This is a genomic window from Clostridium sp. 1001271st1 H5, from assembly GCF_005845215.1.
Classification (GTDB): Bacteria; Bacillota; Clostridia; order Lachnospirales; family Lachnospiraceae; genus Enterocloster.
The window spans coordinates 72,432-95,801 of the sequence record NZ_SPHO01000010.1 but is presented as its reverse complement, the minus strand read 5'-3'; the positions used below and the strand labels follow the sequence as shown (position 1 = coordinate 95,801).

Here is a 23,370-nt window from a genome sequence, read left to right as displayed (position 1 = left end):
GAAAGGAAGAACTTCATGAAAGACTGCAGGACAAATGATGACAGTGCTTTACATGAGGATGGCGGAGCCTGCCCATCCGGCAGCAGACAGAAATGGTATGCGGTACAGGTAAGGACAGGGAGCGAGTGCATTACGGCCCGGCTCTGCAAGTCCGTGATGAATCAGAGCGTACTGACAGACTGTTTCATTCCAAGGTACGAAAGAATGAGGCGCTACCAGGCGCAGTGGCATCAGGAATACCCAATTATGTTTCCGGGCTATATTTTTCTCATAACAGACAAAGTGAATGCTTTGTATGAGGAATTGAAGCACGTTCCCAGACTGACAAAGATTTTGGGAAACGGTGTGGAGTTCATTCCGCTGAAGGAGGAAGAGACAGAGTTACTTGCAGCCATGGGAAGCAGGGAACATATAACCGCAATGTCAAGGGGTTACATAGCGGGCGACCGGATAATCATCACGGAAGGCCCCATGAAAGAGATGGCAGGACAAATCCGGTTCATTGACCGGCATAAAAGGATAGCCGTGGTTCAGATGGAGATGTTTGGAAGGAAGCTGGATATCAGGCTCGGTTTGGAAATTGTAAAAAAAATAGTATAGAACAACCGGAATGATTGCATTTTTAATAGAAATACGAGGGCAGAGAAATGAGCGGGAAACAAAGGATATATCTTTCGTCACCCCACATGAGCGATGAAGGTTATGAACAGGCATATATAAAAGAAGCGTTTGATACGAACTGGATAGCTCCTTTGGGAAACAATGTAAATGAATTTGAAAAGGAATTTGCTGCTGTGACAGGGGCAAAGGATGCAGCTGCATTATCATCCGGGACAGCAGCCATGCATATGGCATTAAAGGCAGCGGGGGCAGGCCCGGGGGATATTGTATTTTGTCCCACCCTCACCTTTGCCGCAACTGTAAATCCAGTCATATATCAGGGGGCGGTTCCTGTATTTATTGACAGTGATTACGAGACATGGAATATTTCGCCGTCAGCACTTGCCAGGGCGTTTCAGATATATCCCCAGGTCAAAGCCGTTATTATAGTCCATTTATATGGATTGAGCGCAAAGCTGGATGAAATCATGAAGCAGTGCAGGGAGAGAGGGGTTGCAGTTATTGAGGATGCCGCGGAATCTCTGGGGACACTCTATCATGGAAAATGGACCGGTACCTTTGGGGACTACGGGATTTTTAGTTTTAATGGGAATAAAATCATAACAACCTCAGGCGGGGGAATGCTGGTGTGCAGCATGGATGACCCGGAACAGGCCAGAGAACAGGCGGCCAGGGTTCGGTTTTGGGCCACGCAGGCGCGGGAACAGGCCAGACACTATCAGCACAAGGAGATAGGATATAACTACCGTATGAGCAATATTGTGGCAGGCATAGGCAGGGGACAGCTGAAGGTACTGAAGGACAGGGTGGAAAAAAAGCAGTACATTTATTCCTATTATAAGCAGGCGCTGCAGGATATAGAGGCCGTCAGCTTCATGCCCATACCGGAGGGAACCAGCAGCAATTGCTGGCTGACCTGTATCCAGGTGGATGAAAAGAGAACGGACATCACACCGGAACAGATAATGGATGCGCTTGCAGACGACAATGTGGAGTCAAGACCCCTGTGGAAGCCAATGCACCTGCAGCCCGTGTTCCGGGACAAGGCTTTCATAACAGACTGTGAGGAACCTCTTTGCATCACGGATAAAGAAAGATGGGCGGACGACAGTGTTGCAGGTACATTATTCAGGAGAGGTGTCTGCCTTCCCAGCGATACAAAAATGACAGATGGGGATTTGGACCGGGTTTGCCGTTTGATAAAAAATCTGTTTCAGCAAGGTGGATGCGCACATGGACAAGACAGGTGACAATAAGCAGGAACAAGCCGTACAGCCAGGCAGAAAGCATGGTTTTTACAGAACATATATGAAGCGTTTGCTGGACATCGTACTGACATCAGCTGCCCTGGCGGTATTTTGCTGGCTGTATGGGATTCTGGCGCTTCTGGTAAGGTTTAAAATGGGCAGGCCTGTTTTGTTCGCCACTGAACGAATCGGAAAACAGGGGAAGCCTGTCATGATATATAAATTCAGGACCATGACCAATGAGGTGGATGAAAGGGGAGTACTTTTGCCGGGACCTGAGCGGCTGACCGGATTTGGACGTTTTCTGCGCAGTACCAGTCTGGATGAACTGCCTTCTGCGTGGAATATCCTTAAAGGGGACCTGAGTATTGTAGGACCAAGGCCCCTTCCCACCAAGTACAGGCCGTATTTTTACGAGAGCGAGCAGATGAGGCATGATGTCCGTCCGGGACTCACAGGGTGGGCCCAGGTGAATGGAAGGAACGCCATATCGTGGGATGAAAAATTCAGGTATGACATTGACTATGTAAAAAACATGACATTTATGTTTGATTTGAAGGTTGTTCTGCTGACTGTGGTGAAGGTTATCCTGCGCAGTGACATTATACAGGATGACCAGACGACGGCCAGCCTTTATATTGTACGGGCGGATATGAACAAGGCTAAGGAATGCAGAGCAGCCGCAGAGGACGCACCGAAGGTCTGAAAGGGGAACATGGATGGAAAGCTTGAGTCAAAAAAGGCTTTTGGTAATCAGCAGTGATGCCAACGATATTGCATTTGTAAAGGCGGCAAAGGACATGGGCGTGTATGTGGTTTGCTGCGATAAGTATACTGACTGGAGTATCAGTCCTGCCAAGGGTATGGCGGATGATGCCTGGGATATGGATTATACCGACACGCAGGCTGTTGCAGGAAGATGCATGGAAGAGGGAATCGATGGTGTGATTGCCGGCTACAGCGAAGAACGGGTTATGGCGGCCTGTAAGATATCCCAGGCCATAGGAAGCCCCTTTTACGCAACAGAAGAACAGATTGGAATAACAAGGAATAAGCGGTTATTTAAAAGGCTGTGCAGGGAGTACGGAATCATGACACCGCGGGAGTACTGCCGCTCGCTGCCCATGACGCCACAGGAAAAGGCCATGATTAAGTATCCTGTCATTGTCAAGCCGTCTGACAGCGGGGGAAGAAAGGGCATATCCATATGTAAAGACCAGGCGCAGCTGGATGCAGCTGTTGCGCTGGCTGCCGGTTTATCGCGGTCCGGCGGGGTGATTGTGGAGGAGTATCTGAAAGGGACCGAGCTGAGTGCTGTTTACACATTTGCAGACGGTTGTATCAGTCTTTCCTGTCTGAACGATAAGTATATCTCAGGGGAGCAGGGCGGAACCTCCCGGCTCTGCGACGTGGCCCTCACGCCGTCTAAATATTATGACCTGTATTTAAAAACAGTGGATAAAGGGATTAAAGACCTGCTGAGGGGAATTGGCGCCAGGAACGGCATTGCAAACTTCCAGTTCATTGCGGACAGTGACGGTATTAAGGCTTTTGAAATGGGCTACAGGGTAAACGGCAATGATGATTTCAAGGTTATACGGAAATATAACGGTATTGACTTTATGAAAATGCTTATCTCCTACTCCCTGACCGGGTCAATGGGTGACAATCCGGAAAAGGATAACCCGGTTTTTGGCCAGTATGCCTGTACACTGTGCATGTATCTCCACGGAGGAACCGTGGGCAAAGTGGACTACACCCCCTTAACGGGAAGGGCGGAAATGGATGATATATGCCTTTTGAAGCAAGCAGGCTCTGTGGTGGAGGAAAACGGGACAAATGGCCAGAAAGCAATGCTTGTCAAGTTTTCAGCAGGGACAATGCCTGAAATCATTGACCTGATACATTTCATCCAGGCCAATACTGTGATTGAGGACAGGGAGGGCAGGAATATGCTGCTGACGCCCTTTGATACGGACAGGTTGACAGGCTATGAGAGATGAGATAGGCAGCGAATACTGGAGAAGCACCCATGGACAGGCCGTAACCCATGGACAGGCCGGATTGCCGTTATGGCTACGTAATAAGGGAGACATTCGGTTTTATATGTCGGGACGCACAGCGCTGTATGCGGTGATTGAGGATATCGTGGAGGAGCGCCCATGCAGGACTGCATATCTGCCGGACTATTGCTGCCATACAATGATTGAGCCTTTTTTAATGCACGGCATTCAGGTTGCGTTTTATCCGGTTACAGCCGGCAAGGGGCTGAGAAGCCTGGTGGATAAGGGACATCCATGTGATATACTGCTGACCGCGGATTATTTCGGCTACCAGGGAGACAGATGTATTCTGCCTGATGCAGTACACATTCACGACGTGACGCACTCGCTTTTGTCAAAACCAGCATACCATGAACCAGACTACACCTATGCAAGCTTCCGCAAATGGGGGCCGGTTGCCGGCGCCGGATTTGCCTGTAAACATGCAGGGACATTTACGGGGAAGGGTGATATGCCAGAATGTATTCCATATATGGAATTGAGAAAAAAGGGCTATAAAATCAAGGAACAGTATATGAAACGGGAAACCGATGACAAAACCTTGTTTTTAGAAGTATTTCATGAAGCGGAGCTGCTGCTTGAGAAGGATTTTGCGGGCTACGGTGCGGACAGTGAATCTCTTTGCGCCGCAGCCTTACTGCAGGACGGCGCGGGGCAGAGGCGTGAGAACGCAAAATGGCTGACAGCCCATCTTGCAGAGAGCCGGATAGCCCGTCCCATATTTCCGTCCGTACAGGCGCAGGATGTCCCGCTTTTTGTTCCTGTTTTAATCAAGGGCGGTATGCGCAGCCAATTAAAACAGTATCTCATTGAGAACCGGGTTTACGCTCCGGTGCATTGGCCCCTGTGTCATACGGCACACACAATGACAAGGGAAATTTATGAAAATGAATTATCTCTTATCTGTGACCAGCGCTACTGCGTACAGGATATGGAAAGGCAGCTTGGACTGGTTCTGGATTTTGAGACAACACTTGGGGATAAGGTAAATATACAATGGCAAAGATAAGCTTTGTGGTTCCTTTTTATAAGGTGCCATATGATTACATGCATCAGTGCATAAACAGTATACTCGGACAGTCTTTTTCTGATATCGAGGTAATATTGGTTGATGACGGTTCACCGGATGACTGCGGAAAAATATGCGATGAATACAAAAAAAACGATAACAGAGTGATTGTGATACATAAAAAAAACGGCGGCCTGTCCGATGCGCGGAATGCGGGTATTGCTGCTGCAACCTCCCCATGGATAACGTTTGTGGACGGTGATGACTGGATTGAAAAGGACTACTGTGAGGAGTTTATGAACAGAATCAGTCATCAGGAGGAGAAAGCAGATATCTATATCTATTCCGGTTTCCGCGAGTATCCTTCAGGCCAGGTGCAATGTGTTCCGCATTTTGCCGATGGAACCAGGTTTACGGATTACGGTGAACGGGAATATCTGCAGGGTAAATGCTGCACCATCCACCATGAAAAACATGGAAACAGGAGGGGAATGACCATCAGCTCTGCCTGGGGAAAAATGTATGCCTCAGAATTTATCCGCAGCAGCGGTCTGCTGTTTCCCATTGTTCCGTATGACGAGGACAGTATTTTCTATATGTATGCGGTTGAGGCGGCATCCTGTGTAGAATATGCATCCAAAGCAATATATCACTACCGTTATACAGAAGGCAGCATTGTCAACCGGTACAGGCCCAATGCCAAAAAGGAACAGGACATGTACCTGTCGGAGCTGTTCCGCTTTGCAGAACAGTATAATAAGTCGGAAGATTTCACCGGCAAGCTGTATTTAAGAGTCCTGACGTCAATGCTGTTGGCCATTAAGCTCTACTTCTTTAACAGTCAGAATACGGCACCGTATTTTGCACGCAGAAGGGAATGTGCGGAGTATTTCAGGCAGGAGCCTTATTTGCATGTATTTGAGAGGGTTAAAGTGTCTGACCTGGGAAGAAACGCAAAAATAAAATATGTGCTGCTGAGATTAAAATGCTATGGCCTGGCCGAACGGCTGAGAAAGCTGAATGAAAACAGGCTGACACAATCCGGTAAAAACAGATAGATGGAAAGAAGGCACGCGATAAATGGTAATTAAAATAAAACGGAAAAAAGCCTGTCACATCGTATCTGTCAGGGAGTGCTTGTTCCAATATGCGTTTTGCATTTTTTTGTTCTGTTACATCATTAATAACTATGAGTTTGGAGCAATACTTGAAAAGACAATCATCCCGGCCTGTATTCTGCTTCTTACGGCATTGGCGCTGCCCAGGGATGTAGAGATAAAACACTATATACAGGCCGCGGCCATGGCCTTTTTTGCCGTCCTGTCGACCTGCACTTCGGACATCATCCATTTTACCCAGTCACGAATCTTCCATGTTGTATTCTGTATTGTCATGTTTGCATTTGTACCAGGGGTAAATATAAGCAGCGTCACATTAAATAGGATTATCTCATTTTATATAAAATTTGCATTTGTCCTGAGCCTGATTGTTATTGCAGGATATATAGCTGGGTTTGGTGTGGATTCCTACGGCAGGGCTTCCATTAAGTTTGCAACCTTTTATAAGGACCAGAATTACCTGTCGGCGTATCTTATGCCTCCGTTTGCAGTCAACATATACGGTGTGTTTTTTTCAGACAAAGAGCGGAGCCGCCGGCTGATTTACTGTGCATCCACGGTCATTGCAGTATTTATCATGGGCTCAAGAGGCAGCTTTCTCACCATTCTCTGTATATGCGCCCTTGTGCTTGCCAGGGTGATTTTAAAGGATGGTAATCTGATGCGCAAAGCAGGACTCCTGGTTCTGTTAGGCGTATTTACTATGGGTTTCTATTTCTTTTTCCGCAATCTGCCTGTCTTTACCAGAATGACAGGCTTTGAAGGATACGGCACCGATGTGCGCATCAGGCTATGGGCAGCCGGACTCAGAGGCTTTACCGGCCATCCCTTTCTGGGAAGCGGTATTGGTGCGGCATCTGCATATTCCTGGAATATCATTGGAAATGCCGTACATAACTGCTTTATCGAATTGCTGGCCGACCAGGGGATTGCAGGGGGCGTCATTGCTGTCTGGATGTATATTGACATGCTGAGGATACAGCGGGAATGTTTCCCTTTAGTGTTTTTGCTGATGACAGCATTTTTTCTGCCCCTCTTTTTCCTGACAGGATATTCAAACCTGACCTTTTGGATGCCCATGTTCTTTATGAAAATGGTTTCCAACATGTCAAAGCGCAACGGCACAGTTTTCTTTTGTCAGCCGGTGAAGGAGGAGAGATGAGGATAGGGATTATCACGGTCCATAACGGCCAGAATTACGGGGCATCTTTACAGGCCTTTGCCCTGGTAAAGGTATTGCGGGATATGGGACATGGTGCGTATTTAATTGACTACCGCACCAGAAAAGTGGAAGAAAGAATGAGGGGATATACACAGCTTGGCAGCTGGAACTCGCTGGCCTCAGCCGGACATAATATAAAGCGGATAGGCAGCAATTTCCTGTTTCATACGGATAAGCATTATCAGCAGGTCAGGAAAAGGTTTAATGAATTCCATGAACCGCTGTTTGAGTCTCCCCATCAGGTTTTTTGCGACAGCCCTGAACTTGTCAGGCTCAATGACAGGTATGATGCGTTTGTGTGCGGAAGCGACCAGATATGGAACCGGACCATTACGGATTTGGACGGTGCCTTTTTTCTTGATTTTGCAGGCGGAGACAAAATCACGGCAGCCTATGCCCCCAGCCTGGGAATGCCTTCAAATATGGTGGATGAAGAAACTGCAGCAATCATACGCGGTAAACTGGCCGGAATCAGGTACCTGTCAATCCGTGAAGACAATAACCGGGAACTGATTGAATTTCTGTCAGGGCGGGAGTGCCGTGTGGTTGCGGACCCGGTGATTCTGCCGGAGAGGGAGGACTGGCTCAGGGCCGCAGAACAGGCAGAGGATGTCTGCCCGCCGGAACCGTACGCTTTCTATTATCCGGTGGTAGAGCAGCAGGAGCTCCAGGCATTTGCGCTGAAGGAATCCAGAAAAAGGGGAATAAGGCTGTTAAACCCAAGGCTGGTCCCGAAATACGCTAAAATGAAAGGATTTGACGCCTTTGCCCGGACCGCAGCCGGACCGCTGGAATTCCTGAAGCTTCTGATTCATTCAGAGGTAGTGTTTACCAATTCATTCCATGCAACCGTGTTTTCAACCATATTCAACAAAGAAATGTATTCGCTGCAGATGAAGGGCCGTCATTCCAACAGGAATAACCGCATGCTTGAGTACCTGAGGATGACGCAACTGCTGGACAGCCAGTCTCCGGACGGGAACTGTATCAGGATTGAGCCGTTTTCCAACCCGGATTTAGAATCAATATTGGAAAACCAAAGAACCCGGTCCAGGGGTTATCTGCAGAATGTTTTTGACAGTGGAACCGGCAGCAGGCAGTTATAAGACAGATAAAAAAGGAACAATGCAAAATGATAAAGCTGGAAGAAATAATGGATTCGCCGTTTTGTTATGGCTGCGGGGCATGCGTCAGCAAATGCCCGTCTGATGCCATATCCATGAGGACGGATGAAAAGGGGTTCAGCCGTCCTTGGATACATGAAAGCAAATGCACCGGATGCAATCTCTGCTATCAGGTATGTCCGGCCGTGGAAACCAACAGAAACGCCCTGTTTGCCGCCGGCCCGGGCCAGGCCGGAGTAGTATGGTCGGTGAGAAACCGGGACAATGACATACGCAGAAACAGTTCATCCGGCGGCCTGTTTACTGCGCTGTCCGATTATGTCCTTGCGCAGGGCGGCGTTGTCTGCGGGGCGGTATGGCGGGACGGTCTTTCCGTTGGCCATATATGCGCGTCCAATGCGGATGACAGGGACCGGATGAGACAATCCAAATACGTACAGAGTGATATGGGAAGCTGTTTCAGGGATATCCTTGCCTGCCTGAAAGCCGGAAAGACAGTCCTGTTTACAGGGACTCCCTGCCAGACAGGCGGTTTAAGGCTTTTTCTGGGGGATTCGGATACCAGGAACCTGATTCTGTGCGATGTACTGTGCGGGGGAAATGTGAGCCCTGGTCTTTTTAAAGACTATATTTCTTACATTGAGAAGATAAAAAAGGACCGGGCCGTGTCGGTCTGTTTCCGCACAAAGAAATATGGATGGAAGGAACATCATATCCGTGTGGAATTAAAAGACAAGACATATGAGGGCGCGCGCAGGGAAAACGAACCGTTCTTTACACTGTATCTGGGCAAATACTCCATCCGCGATTCCTGTTTTTCCTGCGGCTTTGCCTCAAAAGAAAGAATTTCAGATATAACCATGGGTGATTTCTGGGGAATTGATAAGGCTGAACCGGAGATAGATGATGATATAGGAATTTCCCTGGCAATTGTGAATACGGAAAAGGGGGCCGGTCTGATGGAGCGTATTGGGACTCAGGTATATGCAGAACAGCGGAACATGGATATGGCTGTGCCAAGGCAGATTAATCTGCGCAGCGCGCCTGTTCCTCCCAAAAACCGCGGTATGTTCTGGGATGAATACGCGAGAAACGGCGGAGCCTGTGTGCTGCGCAAATATACCACCTTCGGCCTGGCAAAAAAAATCAGATTCAAATGTGCAAAAGCATTGCGCAGCATTGGATTAAGACGATAAAAGAGGAGAGTATGTCATGTCATTGATTGTATATACAACAGAGCAGGCGGAAGAATGGGACAGTGTGGTGTGCTCGTTTGAACATTACGATGTCTACTTTATGTGCGGATATGTAAAGGCGTTCAGGCTGCACGGCGATGGCGAGCCGATGCTGTTTTATTATGAATCCCATACTTCTCCGCTCCGGGGCATAAATGTGGTCATGAAGCGTGACATTGCGGATGACGGCAGATTCAGGGGAAGGCTTGCAGCGGGCTATTGGTTTGACTTTAATACGCCGTATGGATATGGAGGTTGGCTCCTGGAAGGCGGGGGTGATGAACCGGAGCTGTTCCATGCATACGAAGCCTGGTGCAGGGAGCACAATATTGTAAGCGAATTTGTGCGGTATCATCCGGTACTTGGCAACTGCGTTTTTTCAGATGGCCCGTATGAGGTGATACCTCTTGGAAATACCATTGCCATGGACCTCTCTTCCCCAGAGGTGATATGGCAGAATCTGACCAGTAAGAACCGGAACATGATTCGCAAGGCCATAAAATCCGGAATAGTGATTTATAACGGAAGATACCCTGAAATCTACCAGCGTTTCAGGGAGGTGTACAACAGTACCATGGATAAGGACCAGGCGGATTCCTACTATTATTTCAGTGATGGTTTTTATGAGAGCATACTGAGGGACCTGCCCCAAAACGCCCAGGTCTTTTATGCGCAGCTGGAGGGAAAGGTGGTGGCTGCATCCATCATTCTGGCTGCCAACGGGCGGCTGAATTACCATCTGTCAGGTTCTCTGCAGGAATACCAGAGCCTGGCGCCCACAAACCTGCTGCTTTTTGAAGCGGCCCTGTGGGGAGCTGCCAACGGCTGCCGTACTTTCCATCTGGGAGGCGGCGTTGGTTCAAGGGAGGACAGCCTTTACCGTTTCAAAAAGGCATTTTACAGGGGGGCTTCCTCCAGGTTCTGCATTGGCAGGAAAATATTTATGGAAGATGAATACAGGGCATTGGCTGAAATGCGGGAGGAACCGGCCGGGGACAGCGGATTTTTTCCCGGATACAGGGCGTAATGGAACGGGAAGCCTTAGGTTCAGGGAGGATGTATATGAACAGTACAGAACTATTTTTAACCAGGCTGACGGATTTTTTTAAAACCCGGATTCCTGACCGTGTAATGGATAAAGCAAGGCTTTCCCTGCTGGATTATCTGGGCGTCACCCTGGCAGGCACAAAAGGAATCGGGGATAAGATTGCCAATTACCTGAAATATGAACAGCCGGAGCCAGGCGGCATAACCGCCATTGGCCTGGGCCGCAGGATGAATATAAAGGATGCTGTTTTTTTGAACGGCCTCAACGGACATGCCCTGGATTTTGACGACGGGACCAATACCGGAATCATACATCTGGGTTCCCCGCTTTTCTCCGTCCTGCTGCCCCTGGCCCAGCGGTATGGGATTGAAAGTGATAAGTTCCTGAAGGCAGCCATTATCGGGTATGAAACATCGTTTACAATGGCAGTCTCCATACAGCCGGGGCACAAGGAGATGGGATACCATGCCACAGGGACCTGCGGAGTCCTTGGTATAGCACTGGCAGCCTCATATATGCTGGATTTCACATGGGAGCAGACGGTAAATGCCTTCTCGGCGGCCTGTGTTTCGGCAACAGGGATGCTTAAGGTGCTGGATGACGGTTCAGAACTTAAACCCTATAATGCCGCAAAGTCGGCTCTGCTGGGGCTGACATCCGTACAGATGGCGCGGGCAGGCTTTATGGGACATCCCGACCCCCTGGGAGGCTCACGGGGGTATCTGAAAATGATGACCGGCCGGGAAGATATCAGACTGGAAAAACCAGGAATGAATGGTACATATGCAATTGAAAAGACGTATACAAAACCCTATGCGGCCTGCCGCTACTGCCACCCGGCCATTGAAGCGGCAATTAATATCAGGTCGCGATACGGCATTTTGCAGCAGGCAGTGTCGTCCATTGAAGTGAGGACCTATTACTGGGCGGTTAACAATCATGACCATACCGTGATTCCGGGACCGGCATCCGCCAAAATGAGCATTCCCTACGGTGTTGCCGCGGGACTGATATGGGGGAAGGCAGGACTGGCGGAATACAGCTCCGGCCGTGTGCAGGACCCGGATATACTGGCGCTTGCCGCCAAGGTAAGGGTACTGTCAGACCGGGAGTTCACCGACCTGTTTCCCGCAATGACAACCGCGGTTCTTAAACTGACACTGGACAGCGGAGAAGAATATACGGAGCGGGTGGATTTCCCAAAGGGTGAACCGGAAAATCCCCTTACAAAGGATGAGTTTTCAGAACGTTTTACGGAACTGGCTGTATACAGCGGTAAAACCCGGGAAGAGGCAGCGGCGCTCATGGACTATGTAAACAGCATGAAGGGCAGTATGGAAGGCTTGTTTGCGTATCTGTAAATGCTGCAGGGAGGAAAAATTATGGAACCAGGTATAAATTTGATTCTTGGAACAATGACCTTCGGGGAGCAGGTCTTTGGAACCGATGTCCGGGATATGCTTCAGTATTTCATGTCTCTTGGGCACACCGAGATTGATACGGCCTATGTGTACAACCATGGCGAAAGCGAGCGGCTTATTGGGGCTGAAATGGGACAACCAGGCGCCGGGTCATTGAAAATTGCCACAAAGGTTAATCCCAGGATAACGGGAAGGCTGGATAAGGAGGCGGTCCTTACCCAGTTTACGGAATCCCTGATTCGCATGAACACAGACCATGCGGATACGCTGTACCTGCATTTCCCCGACCCGGCCACGCCCATGGAATCCGCACTGGAAGCATGTGCTGGTTTATACGGCCAGGGCAAATTCAGACGGCTGGGTTTGAGCAACTTCCCTGCGTGGATGGTATCCCAGGCCTGCCATATTTGTGAAGCACACGGGTGGATGCGTCCGTCTGTCTATGAAGGTCTGTACAATGCGCTGAGCAGAAATGCGGAAAGGGAGCTTGACAGTGCCCTTACCCACTATGGAATGAGTTTTTATGCCTACAATCCCCTGGCAGGCGGAATCCTCACGGATAAGTATTCCGGCGGGAAGGGGATGATTCAGAAAGGCAGATTTACATACCGTCCCAATTACCAGCAGCGGTATTGGAAGGAGTCCTATTTTGAGGCGGCCGGCCGTATCAGGAACGCATGCGGGCCGTATGACATCGGTGTGGCGGAAGCAGCTTACCGCTGGCTGGCTTACCATTCCATGCTAAAGCCGGAACGCGGGGACGGAATCATTATCGGGGCTTCGCGTCCTGCCCATCTAAAGCAGAACATGGCATTTCTGGGCAAGGGAAAACTGCCGGAGGATGTGGCGCAGGCAGTGGAAGAGGCGTGGGAAATCAGCCGGGCGGATGCGCCTGAGTATTTTACGTTATATACCGCGCCAGGGAGACAGGAGGGCGGAAGGCCCACAAGGAGGAAGAGATGATAAACCAGGCACGTTTTGTGAATACACTGCACAAAGAAGGGGTTGAATTCTTTGTGGGGGTACCGGACTCCTATCTGAACGGATTCTGTAATTATCTGCTGGAGCACGTACCGGAAGAAAATCATATGATTGCTGCCAACGAGGGAAACGCCGTTGGCATTGCGGCCGGATATTATTTCAGCACCAACAGGGTGCCCCTTGTATATATGCAGAATTCGGGTATGGGAAATGCATTCAATCCCATTGTTTCACTGGCGGATAAGAATGTCTACAGTGTGCCCCTTGTACTTTTGATTGGGTGGAGAGGGGAACCGGGAACCAATGACTGGCCCCAGCACAGGACCCAGGGAGCGGTGACGGATAAGCTGCTTGAAATGCTGGACATACCCTTTGCGGCAGCTGAGGACAACGACGATTTGATGGAGGCCCGGATTCAATGGGCTGTGCGCCTGGCACGTACACGAAAGGGCCCGGTGGCAGTGATTGCAGGAAAGGGCGTGTTTGCAGGCGGTAAGAAGACCAGTGTGCTGTCCGGCAGGTATCCCATGAGCCGGGAGGAGGCCATTGAAATCATTCTGGACACCCTGCCGGAACATACCATTTACGTTGCAACCACAGGCAGGGCAACCCGCGAGCTGTATTTTTTAAGGGAACGGAGAAAGGAGGGCCATGGACACGATTTTCTGAACGTAGGCGCCATGGGTCATGCCTCATCCGTAGCCCTTGGCCTGGCGGCTGCGGACAGGGGACGCCAGATTGTGTGTCTGGACGGGGATTGTTCGGCCCTGATGCACATGGGGGCATTTTCAATGGTCAGCAAAGTGGATGTCCCCAATCTTATGCACGTGGTGCTTAATAACGGTGCCCATGAATCCGTGGGAGGACAGCCGTCAGCCGGATATTCGGTTGACTTTACCTGCATTGCAAAGGGCGCAGGATATGTGACCGCAGATTCCTATGTCATGTCAGGGGATGAACTGGCGGAAACCGTTAACCGGCTGGCCGGAGCAGAGAAGGCGTCGTTTATAGAGGTAAGGATTCACAAGGGACTGAGGGGGGATTTGCCGCCCCTGAAGATTTCCCATCACGGTCTGATACAGGAGCTGATGGAAGAACTGAGGAGATAAATCCAGGTACAGGAATGGAGGAAATTCATGAAAGAGACAAGAGCTTTTTTAAAGTCAATAGGAATGCCGGAAGGCGATGCATATGACCTGCCGTCTTCCGGAAAACGGTTTGCGGACGGAGGCCAGTACCGGTTTGAGGTTCCGGGCATTCAGGGACCCGGGGTAATGGAGGCACTTCTGGAGGAAATGGACAGGTATGGAATCTGTATCCACAGAGTGACCCAGACAAAGGGAATCATGATGCTAACGGATAATGAAATCATGGAAATGGTCCGCCTGGCCCGGCAGGCTGCAACGGATTTAATACTTGCCATCGGCCCAAGGGCAACCACGGATACCAGCGCTTCGGTAAACACGCCTGAGGGTGTCCGCATGGGATACCGTCTGCGGGGACAGGAGCAGGTGGTACGCGCGGTGGAGGATGTTAAAAGGGGGGCTGCCCTTGGCTGCCGGTCTTTTCTGGTATATGACGAGGGATGCCTGTGGCTGTTAAACGAAATGAGAAAAGCCGGAGAGATTCCCGCGGACTGCCATTTTAAGGTTTCGGCCCACGCAGGGCACGGAAATCCCTGCTCCGCCAGGCTGTTGGAAATGATTGGTGCGGATTCCGTGAATCCGGTCCGTGACATCCAGCTCCAGATGCTGGCAGCCCTGCGCCAGGCCATTGATATCCCCATTGACATCCATACGGAGAATCCAAAGTCCACAGGAGGATTTATCCGGCACTATGAGGTGCCGGAGATGATACGGGTGGCTGCGCCCATATACCTGAAGACGGGTGGTTCCGTGGCACAGACACACAGCTGGGAATCATCTGCTGACGATGCGAAAAAGCGTGCAAAACAGGTATGCCTGGTCAGGCGCATGATTGATGCATATTATCCGGAAGCCGTTGGCTCCAAGAAAGGTTCAATCAGGTGATAAGAGATGAGACACCATCAGTATAATTCTGATTTTAAGTTTGTTGTGCCGCCGGAGGACTTTTGCAAATATACGGAGAGGGAGCTGCTTCAGTATTGTCTGGGAGCAACCATGTATATGCCGGGAACAAAAGATTTTTCCAGAAAGGTATTGAACCGTGAACTTCCGGGTCTGACCTCCATGGTGTTCTGCTTTGAGGACGCCTGCCCGGAAGGACAGGTTGAAGAGGCGGAAAAAAACGTTATCAGGATGCTGGACAGATTCAGTACGGCCATTGATAACCATGAGCTTACATATGATGATTTGCCCCTTATTTTCTGCAGGGTCAGGAACCAGCAGCAGTTCATCCATTTCTCAGAGCAGCTGACCCGCAAACATGTAAAGGTGCTGGCGGGAATCAATTTTCCGAAATTCAATACCCACAACGGCCAGGCGTATATGCAGTATCTAAAGCAGCTGAATGAAACCTTCGGTGAAATCATATACGGAATGCCTATTATTGAAGATTCAGAGGTGGCCTTTAAAGAGACGCGGATGGAAGAGCTGACAGGAATCCGTGAGATTCTGAATCAATATAAGGATATGGTGCTGCAGGTCCGGGTGGGCGCCACTGACTTTTCTTCCTGCTTTGGCGTGCGCAGGGGCGTGGACTATTCAATTTATGATATTTTGACGGTAAGGGAATGCCTGTCCGACATCCTGAATCTGTTTGGCAGAAATAATGACTATGTTGTGTCAGGTCCTGTGTGGGAGTATTTCAGGGCCAGCAAGCAGATGATGTTTGAGGAGCTTCCAAGCTATGATATAGAAGACTGCCTGATGAAGCGGATTCCCATCATTAATTCAGAGATTGACGGTCTGCTGCGGGAGGTGATTCTGGATAAGGCAAATGGATTTGTGGGGAGGACCGTAATCCATCCGTCCCATATCAAGTATGTCAATGCAATGCAGGCCGTCACAAACGAGGAATATCAGGATGCGGTGAATATTCTCAGCAGTGAAGCAGGCGGAGTATTTAAGGGCAGGAACGGAAATAAGATGAACGAAGTAAAACCCCATACCAACTGGGCTGCCAGGATTTATATGAGGTCCCGTGCATACGGGGTCATTGAAAATGAGCACAGCTACATAAAGCTCTTTTCGTCTGAACAGCCGGATTAAGGGGGGCAGCAAATATGAAACGACTTGTAACCCCCATATCGGAAGAGGCTGCCGGGAACCTGCATGCCGGCGACACAGTGCTTATATCGGGGAAGATTTACTGCGGAAGGGATGCTGTCCTGCCCAGAATATGCGGGTTAACAGAAACAGGGACTCTGGGGCAGCATGGAATCGACCTGCAGGGAAGCGTGATATTCCATACGGCGGTCAGCCCGGCAGGCATCGGCCCTACATCCAGCAATAAGCTGGAGATTGAGGGCAGCTTCCGGGCGCTGTCAATGGCCGGTGTAAAGCTCCATTTGGGAAAGGGGGCAGTGGGGAAGGAAACCATTGCAGTGCTGAATGATTTCAACTCTGTCTATGCGGTTATTCCCCCTGTGACCGCGCTGTTAAAGGAGAATACATTATGGCAAAGAACCGCAGCCTTCCCGGAACTGGGGATGGAAGCTTTCTATGAGCTTTTGGTAAGGGACTTTCCGGCCATTATTGGGGCCGCGCACAATGAGAGTATCTATTAGGGCGATGTCAGGACAAGCCCTGAGGAGGACAGGATGGATTTTGATAAAAATATAGTTGAGAAAGTGAGCCGGACCCTTGTCCGTGCAGGCTCTTCCTTTCTTCCTGATAAAAAGGCGGCTTACGAACAGGCAATTGAAGCTGAGACAAATGCACTGGCAAAGTGGACAATGGAAACCATATTACAAAATGCAGAAACAGCTGAAGCACATTCCAGCCCGCTGTGCGATGATACCGGGATACCCCATGTGGTCCTGGAGATAGGAACAGACGCAGCAGTAACCGGCCTCATGCTGGAATCAATACAGGAAGGGGTGCGCCAGGGACTGCGCCGTCTGCCGGGAAGACCCATGGCGGTAAGAGGAGATGAGGCACAGCGGCTGGACCAGTCATTGGGCCTGGATACAGACCCCGGCGCCCTGGAGGCAGCGCCTGTCCTGATACGCCGTACGGAAGGGAATACGGTCCGGCTGCATATCCTGATGTTTGGGGGAGGACCCGCAATCAGGGCAAAGACATACCGGGTATTTCATAAACACAGTGTCCGTACCGTACTGGATGAGATTGTATCATGGGCAAAGGAGTCAGCTCCCCTTCTGGGGTGTACCCCGTGCACCCTTGGCGTGGGAATCGGGCGTTCCCATTATGAGGCGGCATCCATGATGCTTCTGGCGCTTGTGGATGGTTCCTATTCACATCAGAGTGATATGGAGAGGGAGATTACAAATCGTGTGAATCTGGCAGGGACTGGTCCTCTGGGGCTGGGGGGGAGGCACACGGTCCTGGCCACTTTTATGAAGGTGGGGCCGCAGCGGGCCAGCGGCGTAAGGGTGGTCTGCATGAGGCCATGCTGCTGCTTTGAACCCAGGATAGCAAGTGTTGATTTGGGTCAGGAAGGTCAGAGTGACAGATGAGCAGGGAAAAAGAGCTTGCAAAAAATACCGTAATATTAGCATTTGGAAAAATATGCACACAGAGCATAAGCTTTTTGATGCTGCCGCTGTATACGGCGGTTCTGGACACAAAGGACTATGGAACCTTTGACCTGCTTGTGACCTATGCCACCCTGCTGCTGCCATTGGTTAACTGGCAGTTTGACCAGGGGCTGTTCCGGTTTCTGCTGGAGAAACGTGGAAATCACAGAGCACAGTCCCAGCTTTTTTCAACCATACTTATCTCCGGTACGATTCAATCGGGAGCCTATGCCGGTATTTTCTTCCTCATAAGGCCGCTGCTGTCAATTGCAAATGGGGAATTTCTGCTGGCTTATGTCATACTGCACGTGTACACCGCAATTCTCCTTCAATTTGTCAGGGGACTTGGAGACAATACAAAATATGCGGTTGCGGGATTTATATCCGCGTCCTCCACCGTGTTTTTTAATGTCATTACCCTGACCGTGTTTAAATGGGGATTAAAAGGGCTGATGACTGCCACCTTGCTGTCCCAGGTTTTTACAATTATCTATTTGGCAGTCAGTGTCAGGTGCTGGAAGTACTTTTCAGTCAAGCGGGCAAAATACAGCCTGTTCCGGAGCGTCCTCAGCTATTCACTGCCCCTGATTCCCAATAATCTGGCGTGGTGGGTGGTTAACGCATCGGACAGAACGGTCATTTCCCATTTTATCGGACTGGCGGCAAATGGGATTTTTACAGTGTCCAGCAAATTTCCCAGTGTGTTCATAAGCTTTTACAATATTGTGAATTTATCCTGGACGGAATCCGTATCACTGCATTTTAATGACGAGGACCGCGATGTCTTTCTGACAGATATGGTTACCATGTTTTTTAAGATATTTGCTTCCGCGTGTTTCGGGGTGGTGGCAGTGATGCCCTTTATATTTCCTGTTATGGTAAATGCCAAATACAGGGAAGGATACAACCAGGTTCTGATTCTTATGTATGCAATGCTGTTCAGAGTCCTGGTAGGCTTATACAGCTGTGTTTACATTGCGGCCAAGCAGTCAAAAAAGGTTGCATATACCTCGGCTGCCGCAGCAGTCATAAATCTCACCGCAGACCTGCTGTTTATCAACCGGATTGGTTTATATGCAGCGTCCCTGTCCAGCCTGATTGCATTTCTGGTCATGTTTATCATACGGTATGTTGAAATTAACAGAACCGTGCATATGCGGATTAAAAGGGCGGCAGCCCTGAGTTCTATTGCAATGGGTGTTCTATTAACCTTTGCTTTTTACTCAGGTTCCACAACCGTTCAGGTAATGGCCTTAGCCGTCACAGCCGCATATGGGGTATGGGCCAACGCTGATTTGCTCCGGACTGTTTTGGATATGGCCAGAAAGGGCGCTAAGGGTTAGATTGGGTATCAGAAGGGCCATTTTGGAGAGAGGACATGTATGACGGAAAAACGGGAAATTTTTATACAGACATTTAATGGATTTGATGTTTTTGCGGATAAGGAAAGAATGTATTTTTCATCCAGGAAGTCAAAGGAGCTGCTGGCTGTCCTGGTGAATAAGAGAGGAGCAAGCGTGCCGCTGGCAGAGCTTGCCTCTCTTTTATATGGAGACAAGCCGGAGAAATTGTCCAAGAGCAACTTAAGGGTGGTCAGTTACCGGCTCCGGCGCATTTTGAGGGAATACGGATGTGAAAATCTTTTGATTCACAGAAGAGGCGTGTACGCAGTTGATACCGGGCTGTTTGAATGTGATTCATATGAACTGCTGAAGGGAAACGGGAAGTTCCTGTCCGCTTACACGGGAAAATACATGCCGGAATATTCCTGGGCCGCGGATACAGTCCCTTATTTAGAGGCGATATATGCAAAGAATACAAAAGAGGGGTAACAGGCAGTAAGAAAGCCGGAAAGGGAGAGGTGCATGGAAGGAAATCTTTACGAGGATATCATGCGGAAAAAGGCGGCGGTTTCTGTGGTGGGGCTGGGGTATGTGGGCATACCTATAGCCATTGCATTTGCGGAAAAGGGAGTCAGGGTAATTGGTTTTGACCTGGACCGGCATAAGATTGGCCTATACCAGGCAGGGACAGACCCTACCCAGGAGGTGGGGGATGATGCCATAAGGAATACAACCATTGAATTTACCTGCGACGAGGCCCGGCTGCGGGAAGCGCGGTTCCACATAGTTGCGGTTCCCACCCCGGTGAACCAGGACCATACGCCTGATTTGTCACCGGTCATCTGCGCGGGCACAATGGTGGGGCGCAATCTGTGCAGGGGTTCCGTGGTGGTATTTGAATCCACGGTATATCCGGGAGTGACTGAGGATGTATGCATTCCAATCCTGGAAAAGGAATCCGGCCTGTCAGCCGGAAGGGATTTTAAGGTTGGATATTCACCGGAGCGTATTAATCCGGGAGACAGGAAACACAAGCTGGAAAATATTACAAAGATTGTCTCGGGGATGGACAGGGAGTCCCTGGAAGTAATTGCAGATGTATACGATATCGTCATAGCGGCGGGAACGTACAGGGTTTCATCCATTAAGGCGGCAGAGGCCATTAAAGTGGCGGAGAACAGCCAGAGGGATATTAACATTGCATTCATGAATGAGCTGGCCATTGTATTTGACAGGATGGGGATTGATACAGAGGAGGTTGCGGCGGGAATGGATACAAAATGGAATGCTCTGAAATTCCGTCCGGGCCTGGTGGGTGGACACTGTATTGGTGTGGACCCCTATTATTTTACATATGAGGCGGAAAAGCAGGGGTATCACAGCCAAATCATACTGTCCGGAAGAAAGGTAAACGACGGTATGGGAGCCTTTGTGGCAGATGCGGCAATCAAACAGATGGTCCTGGCAGGCAAGACGGTCCGGCAGGCAGCGGTGGTGATTTTAGGCATGACCTTTAAGGAGAACTGCCCGGATATCAGAAACAGCAGGGTATATGATATTATAAAACGCCTGAAAGAGTATGGGATTTGTCCCCGGGTGGCGGACCCGCTGGCAGACCCGGCAAACGTAGAAGCCGAGTATGGGGTGTCCGTCACGCCGTATCCCGGAACGTATAATGCGGACTGCATCATTGTGGCGGTTGCCCATGAGGTATTCAGGAGCCTGGCTCCAGGGGAACTGGATAATATGTTCAAGCATGTCAGAGGGGAGGAAAAGGTCCTGATTGACGTAAAGAGCCTATTTAATAAGCCTGAAATGGAACGGGCCGGTTTCCGCTACTGGAGGCTGTGACACAGCATATATGGAAGGGATTGACTGAGGGGAAACGCAAATGACAGGAAGAAAAATTATCAGGATTGCCGCTGTCACAGCAGCAATCCTTGCATCATCCGCCAGTCCGGTCCTGGGTCAGCCCCAAGAAACGGAGCAGACCCTGGAACAGCCGGAAGAGCCGGTACAGACCCCGGGCCAGCCGGAAGAGGCGGTACAGCCCCGGCCTGCAGAGGGCTGGCAGCAGGATGCCTCACAGCAGTGGATATACATGGAAAACAGCAAAAAGCTGACAAGCCGGTGGCTGCCATGGCCGGACGGCACGCTGCGGTATGTTGGCAGGGACGGCCATATGGTCAGGGACAGCTGGGTGGATGCAGGGGAGGTGCGCTGCCGGGTGCGCCAGGATGGTTCCAGATACGAGAATGAGTGGTTCAGCCTTGTGTCAAAGCCCACATTGCCCTCCGGGCGGCAGGGGACCAGCTGGTACTATGCAGGCGGGGACGGAGCCATACGGAAGAGCGGCTGGCATGAGCTGGGAGGGAAGTATTACTACTTTTATTCAGGAGGGAGCTCACCCAGGAAGACATTCCTCAATCTGGATGACAGGCGCTTTTACGTGGACCAGGACGGAGCCAGGAAGGGGCCGGGATGGTTCAGTGTGGATTCTTCTGACGGAAAGGGAAAGACCTTTACGAACTGGTATTATGCAGCTGAGGACGGCGCCCTTTTAAGGGACGGCTGGCACAGGGCAGACGGCCGGACGTGCTATTTTGATTCCAACGGTACGGTTTACCGCAGCAGGTGGTTCAACCTGGGGGATGACAGATACTATGCGGACCAGGACGGGGCGGTACAGAATGGCTGGTTTTCCATCACCTCAACAGGAGGCGGGCAGGAACACACAAACTGGTATTATGCGGAACCCAATGGGGTTGTATGGCGCAATGGCTGGCGGGAAAAGGATGGAAACTGGTATTTGTTTGAAGCCGGCGGCCTGAATTACAGGAAACGCTGGTATACGGACGGCAATGGCGGAAAGTATTATCTGGGCGAGGATGGAATCCTTCAGGATGACGGCTGGTTCAGGATTGAGAATACCAACCCTTCCACAGGCGCGGTGACGGAGAGCTGGTACTATGCATCAGAATCAGGGGCAGTTCTCCGGGGCGGCATCAGGGAGCTGGATGGAAGGAGCTATTATTTTGATTCCAACGGAGTTAATTACCGTAAACGGTGGCTGACACAGGACAACGGCCGGAAACAGTATGCAGGACCTGATGGTGTTCTGTACCGCAATCAGTGGTTTGTAATCAGCGGACTGGATTCCAGGGATGCAGAGTATAACCATTGGTATTATGCAGGGCCCGACGGATATGTGCGCATGGACGGCTGGTATAAGATTGACGGAAAATCGTATTGCTTTAACAGCGCGGGCATTATGCGCACGGGCTGGCTGACAGAGGAAGCAGATGATGACGAGGAGGAGGATTCTTACTATTACTGCGGTGAAGACGGCGCCAGGGCTTGCGGCTGGCAGTGGCTTGAGATACCGGCAAGCTGGATGGATAACTCTGCCGTGGTGGACTATGTACAGGAGCACGGACAATATGCCTATTTTTATTTTAACAGGTCCTCCGGCAGGAAGAAACGCTCCCCAGGCGGCAGGAGGGAGATGAGGGTGGATGGGAAGGAGTACTGTTTTGATGCAAACGGCATCATGTACACGGGCTGGGTAAAGCTCTCTGACACCTCACCGGAGATAAAGGGATACAGATACTTCCATCAGCAGGAAGATGAAACGGAGGGGACTTTCACAGAGGGGGAAAAGGTGCAGGGAGCCTGGCTTAAGCTGGACGGGCCTTCTGACCTGGGCAGCTTCGGCCAGAAGGAATGGTATTATTTCGACCGGTCCGGAAAACCGCTGTGCGCAGGCAGGGACAGCTATTCGGTGGAAAAAGTGCGGGGCAGCTATTATGTCTTTGATATGTACGGCGCGGCCCAGTCCGGGCTGGTGGAGGCGGAAGGGGAATTCTACTACTGCAAGGGACCGGAAGGCGACCGGAAATGCGTCACAGGAAAGACCATGCTGGACGACGGCATAAGCGGTTCCCCTTCCCGGTATTATTTTGACCTGAAGGGAAAGGGAATCACCGGCATTAAGGACGGCCGTTTTTATTATAAGGGTAAAATGCAGAAAGCGGATTCCGCCGCCAGATACGAGGCGTTTGACATTCCGGGGGAGGGAAAGCGGCTTCTGAATTCCAGCGGAAAGATTATGAAGAACACCAAAGTGACAGATGGAGACGGCCGGAGGTGGGTGATTGGAAGCGGCGGCAGGATACTTGTCTATGGGTCGGATGAGACGGCGGAGCTGCTGGCGCCTGAGGCAGCGGCTGCATATTAACCCCGGGCGCAGGTCCCGCC

The 23,370-nt window shown here is 50.4% G+C and carries 21 protein-coding genes; all 21 read left to right on the top strand.

Translation table 11 applies throughout. The annotated features are described in order from the left end of the window. Nucleotides 1-15: 15 nt before the first annotated feature. On the top strand, nt 16-600 hold the full coding sequence (loaP, locus tag FGS84_RS16265) for an antiterminator LoaP (RefSeq protein WP_138309587.1): 585 nt from the start codon (nt 16-18) through the stop codon (nt 598-600). A 47-nt stretch (nt 601-647) separates the two neighbouring features. Continuing rightward, a complete protein-coding gene (locus FGS84_RS16260; RefSeq protein ID WP_138309586.1) occupies nt 648-1,871 on the top strand; it encodes an aminotransferase class I/II-fold pyridoxal phosphate-dependent enzyme in 1,224 nt (407 codons plus the stop codon). Further along, nucleotides 1,855-2,574: a sugar transferase gene (locus tag FGS84_RS16255; RefSeq protein WP_279232817.1), complete on the top strand. Its 720-nt coding sequence runs from the start codon at nt 1,855-1,857 to the stop codon at nt 2,572-2,574. Before FGS84_RS16260 ends, FGS84_RS16255 begins: the two co-directional genes overlap by 17 nt. Nucleotides 2,575-2,587: 13 nt before the next feature. Then, nucleotides 2,588-3,871, top strand: a complete 1,284-nt coding sequence (locus tag FGS84_RS16250; protein ID WP_138309585.1) for an ATP-grasp domain-containing protein — start codon at nt 2,588-2,590, stop codon at nt 3,869-3,871. Beyond that, the gene (locus FGS84_RS16245) at nt 3,861-4,940 is read left to right on the top strand and encodes a hypothetical protein (protein WP_138309584.1); all 1,080 of its coding nucleotides are present in this window, start codon (nt 3,861-3,863) and stop codon (nt 4,938-4,940) included. The genes FGS84_RS16250 and FGS84_RS16245 overlap by 11 nt, the downstream gene beginning before the upstream one ends. Further along, complete coding sequence (locus tag FGS84_RS16240) at nt 4,928-5,998, top strand: glycosyltransferase (protein WP_138309583.1); 1,071 nt, start codon at nt 4,928-4,930, stop codon at nt 5,996-5,998. The genes FGS84_RS16245 and FGS84_RS16240 overlap by 13 nt, the downstream gene beginning before the upstream one ends. Before the next feature lie 106 nt (nt 5,999-6,104). Next, a complete protein-coding gene (locus FGS84_RS16235) occupies nt 6,105-7,220 on the top strand; it encodes an O-antigen ligase family protein (RefSeq protein WP_171042654.1) in 1,116 nt (371 codons plus the stop codon). Next, on the top strand, nt 7,217-8,386 hold the full coding sequence (locus tag FGS84_RS16230) for a polysaccharide pyruvyl transferase family protein (protein ID WP_171042653.1): 1,170 nt from the start codon (nt 7,217-7,219) through the stop codon (nt 8,384-8,386). The genes FGS84_RS16235 and FGS84_RS16230 overlap by 4 nt, the downstream gene beginning before the upstream one ends. A gap of 26 nt (nt 8,387-8,412) precedes the next feature. Beyond that, on the top strand, nt 8,413-9,600 hold the full coding sequence (locus FGS84_RS16225) for a Coenzyme F420 hydrogenase/dehydrogenase, beta subunit C-terminal domain (RefSeq protein WP_138309580.1): 1,188 nt from the start codon (nt 8,413-8,415) through the stop codon (nt 9,598-9,600). Nucleotides 9,601-9,616: 16 nt separating this feature from the next. Then, nucleotides 9,617-10,666: a GNAT family N-acetyltransferase gene (locus FGS84_RS16220; protein ID WP_138309579.1), complete on the top strand. Its 1,050-nt coding sequence runs from the start codon at nt 9,617-9,619 to the stop codon at nt 10,664-10,666. Between the two features lie 35 nt (nt 10,667-10,701). Continuing rightward, nucleotides 10,702-12,048 (top strand): MmgE/PrpD family protein, encoded by a 1,347-nt coding sequence (locus FGS84_RS16215; protein WP_138309578.1) that lies wholly within the window; start codon nt 10,702-10,704, stop codon nt 12,046-12,048. 21 nt (nt 12,049-12,069) lie between these two features. Next, entirely contained in the window at nt 12,070-13,071 is a 1,002-nt protein-coding gene (locus FGS84_RS16210; protein ID WP_171042652.1) for an aldo/keto reductase, read from the top strand. Then, complete coding sequence (aepY, locus tag FGS84_RS16205) at nt 13,068-14,198, top strand: phosphonopyruvate decarboxylase (RefSeq protein WP_138309577.1); 1,131 nt, start codon at nt 13,068-13,070, stop codon at nt 14,196-14,198. Before FGS84_RS16210 ends, aepY begins: the two co-directional genes overlap by 4 nt. A 27-nt stretch (nt 14,199-14,225) precedes the next feature. After that, nucleotides 14,226-15,119, top strand: coding sequence for a peptidase (locus FGS84_RS16200; protein ID WP_138309576.1), 894 nt, complete (start codon nt 14,226-14,228; stop codon nt 15,117-15,119). A gap of 6 nt (nt 15,120-15,125) precedes the next feature. Further along, nucleotides 15,126-16,280, top strand: a complete 1,155-nt coding sequence (locus tag FGS84_RS16195; RefSeq protein WP_138309575.1) for an HpcH/HpaI aldolase/citrate lyase family protein — start codon at nt 15,126-15,128, stop codon at nt 16,278-16,280. Between the two features lie 14 nt (nt 16,281-16,294). Beyond that, a complete protein-coding gene (locus tag FGS84_RS16190; protein WP_138309574.1) occupies nt 16,295-16,798 on the top strand; it encodes a fumarate hydratase C-terminal domain-containing protein in 504 nt (167 codons plus the stop codon). Between the two features lie 33 nt (nt 16,799-16,831). Further along, the gene (locus FGS84_RS16185; protein ID WP_138309573.1) at nt 16,832-17,710 is read left to right on the top strand and encodes a fumarate hydratase; all 879 of its coding nucleotides are present in this window, start codon (nt 16,832-16,834) and stop codon (nt 17,708-17,710) included. Continuing rightward, nucleotides 17,707-19,113, top strand: coding sequence for an oligosaccharide flippase family protein (locus FGS84_RS16180; RefSeq protein WP_138309572.1), 1,407 nt, complete (start codon nt 17,707-17,709; stop codon nt 19,111-19,113). The genes FGS84_RS16185 and FGS84_RS16180 overlap by 4 nt, the downstream gene beginning before the upstream one ends. Before the next feature lie 39 nt (nt 19,114-19,152). Then, nucleotides 19,153-19,602 (top strand): hypothetical protein, encoded by a 450-nt coding sequence (locus FGS84_RS16175; RefSeq protein WP_138309571.1) that lies wholly within the window; start codon nt 19,153-19,155, stop codon nt 19,600-19,602. A 33-nt stretch (nt 19,603-19,635) separates the two neighbouring features. After that, a complete protein-coding gene (locus FGS84_RS16170; RefSeq protein WP_138309570.1) occupies nt 19,636-20,964 on the top strand; it encodes a nucleotide sugar dehydrogenase in 1,329 nt (442 codons plus the stop codon). 40 nt (nt 20,965-21,004) lie between these two features. Next, complete coding sequence (locus FGS84_RS16165) at nt 21,005-23,350, top strand: hypothetical protein (protein WP_138309569.1); 2,346 nt, start codon at nt 21,005-21,007, stop codon at nt 23,348-23,350. The last annotated feature ends 20 nt before the right edge of the window (nt 23,351-23,370 follow it).

What these genes read in the sequence shown, in the direction of transcription:
- FGS84_RS16190 (WP_138309574.1), top strand. Translation starts at nt 16,295, where the DNA reads ATGAAACGACTTGTAACCCCCATATCGGAAGAGGCTGCCGGGAACCTG.
- FGS84_RS16170 (WP_138309570.1), top strand. Translation starts at nt 19,636, where the DNA reads ATGGAAGGAAATCTTTACGAGGATATCATGCGGAAAAAGGCGGCGGTT.
- FGS84_RS16215 (WP_138309578.1), top strand. Translation starts at nt 10,702, where the DNA reads ATGAACAGTACAGAACTATTTTTAACCAGGCTGACGGATTTTTTTAAA.
- FGS84_RS16200 (WP_138309576.1), top strand. Translation starts at nt 14,226, where the DNA reads ATGAAAGAGACAAGAGCTTTTTTAAAGTCAATAGGAATGCCGGAAGGC.
- FGS84_RS16255 (WP_279232817.1), top strand. Translation starts at nt 1,855, where the DNA reads ATGGACAAGACAGGTGACAATAAGCAGGAACAAGCCGTACAGCCAGGC.
- FGS84_RS16260 (WP_138309586.1), top strand. Translation starts at nt 648, where the DNA reads ATGAGCGGGAAACAAAGGATATATCTTTCGTCACCCCACATGAGCGAT.
- FGS84_RS16185 (WP_138309573.1), top strand. Translation starts at nt 16,832, where the DNA reads ATGGATTTTGATAAAAATATAGTTGAGAAAGTGAGCCGGACCCTTGTC.
- FGS84_RS16230 (WP_171042653.1), top strand. Translation starts at nt 7,217, where the DNA reads ATGAGGATAGGGATTATCACGGTCCATAACGGCCAGAATTACGGGGCA.
- FGS84_RS16195 (WP_138309575.1), top strand. Translation starts at nt 15,126, where the DNA reads ATGAGACACCATCAGTATAATTCTGATTTTAAGTTTGTTGTGCCGCCG.
- FGS84_RS16220 (WP_138309579.1), top strand. Translation starts at nt 9,617, where the DNA reads ATGTCATTGATTGTATATACAACAGAGCAGGCGGAAGAATGGGACAGT.
- FGS84_RS16245 (WP_138309584.1), top strand. Translation starts at nt 3,861, where the DNA reads ATGAGAGATGAGATAGGCAGCGAATACTGGAGAAGCACCCATGGACAG.
- FGS84_RS16175 (WP_138309571.1), top strand. Translation starts at nt 19,153, where the DNA reads ATGACGGAAAAACGGGAAATTTTTATACAGACATTTAATGGATTTGAT.
- FGS84_RS16225 (WP_138309580.1), top strand. Translation starts at nt 8,413, where the DNA reads ATGATAAAGCTGGAAGAAATAATGGATTCGCCGTTTTGTTATGGCTGC.
- FGS84_RS16210 (WP_171042652.1), top strand. Translation starts at nt 12,070, where the DNA reads ATGGAACCAGGTATAAATTTGATTCTTGGAACAATGACCTTCGGGGAG.
- FGS84_RS16240 (WP_138309583.1), top strand. Translation starts at nt 4,928, where the DNA reads ATGGCAAAGATAAGCTTTGTGGTTCCTTTTTATAAGGTGCCATATGAT.
- FGS84_RS16165 (WP_138309569.1), top strand. Translation starts at nt 21,005, where the DNA reads ATGACAGGAAGAAAAATTATCAGGATTGCCGCTGTCACAGCAGCAATC.
- loaP (WP_138309587.1), top strand. Translation starts at nt 16, where the DNA reads ATGAAAGACTGCAGGACAAATGATGACAGTGCTTTACATGAGGATGGC.
- aepY (WP_138309577.1), top strand. Translation starts at nt 13,068, where the DNA reads ATGATAAACCAGGCACGTTTTGTGAATACACTGCACAAAGAAGGGGTT.
- FGS84_RS16250 (WP_138309585.1), top strand. Translation starts at nt 2,588, where the DNA reads ATGGAAAGCTTGAGTCAAAAAAGGCTTTTGGTAATCAGCAGTGATGCC.
- FGS84_RS16180 (WP_138309572.1), top strand. Translation starts at nt 17,707, where the DNA reads ATGAGCAGGGAAAAAGAGCTTGCAAAAAATACCGTAATATTAGCATTT.